We start from the raw sequence: 256 nt of genomic DNA, 5'->3' as shown, positions 1-256 counted from the left end.
AGCTTCTAATTCGGCTTTGATTTGTTCAACAGCATCATTGTATGCTTTAACACTGTCAGGAGTTTTTCCTGTGGTTTCTGCTAATTTCAAGTCGTCTGCTACTTTAGCTAATGCGACTTTTTGGTCAGCTGTTATAGCATCAACTAATTTATCTTTAGCATCTGCTAAAGCTGCTTTCTTTTTGTTCACTTTATCTAATGCTGCAGCGACTGTTTCAGCAGTGGCATTGTCATCATCAATAACTTTCTGAGCAGCA

At 38.3% G+C, this 256-nt stretch carries 1 protein-coding gene; it reads right to left on the bottom strand.

Going from position 1 to position 256, the window contains the following annotated elements; genetic code table 11:
• Positions 1-256, bottom strand: a 256-nt coding sequence (locus QP752_RS11310) for a hypothetical protein (RefSeq protein WP_284805550.1), incomplete at both ends; no start/stop codon positions are given.

Origin of the sequence: Corynebacterium sp. UMB10321, assembly GCF_030228725.1 — a bacterium.
Classification (GTDB): domain Bacteria; phylum Actinomycetota; class Actinomycetes; order Mycobacteriales; family Mycobacteriaceae; genus Corynebacterium; species Corynebacterium pseudogenitalium.
The sequence above is the reverse complement of the archived record's forward strand: the minus strand, read 5'-3'. Positions and strand labels throughout refer to the sequence as shown.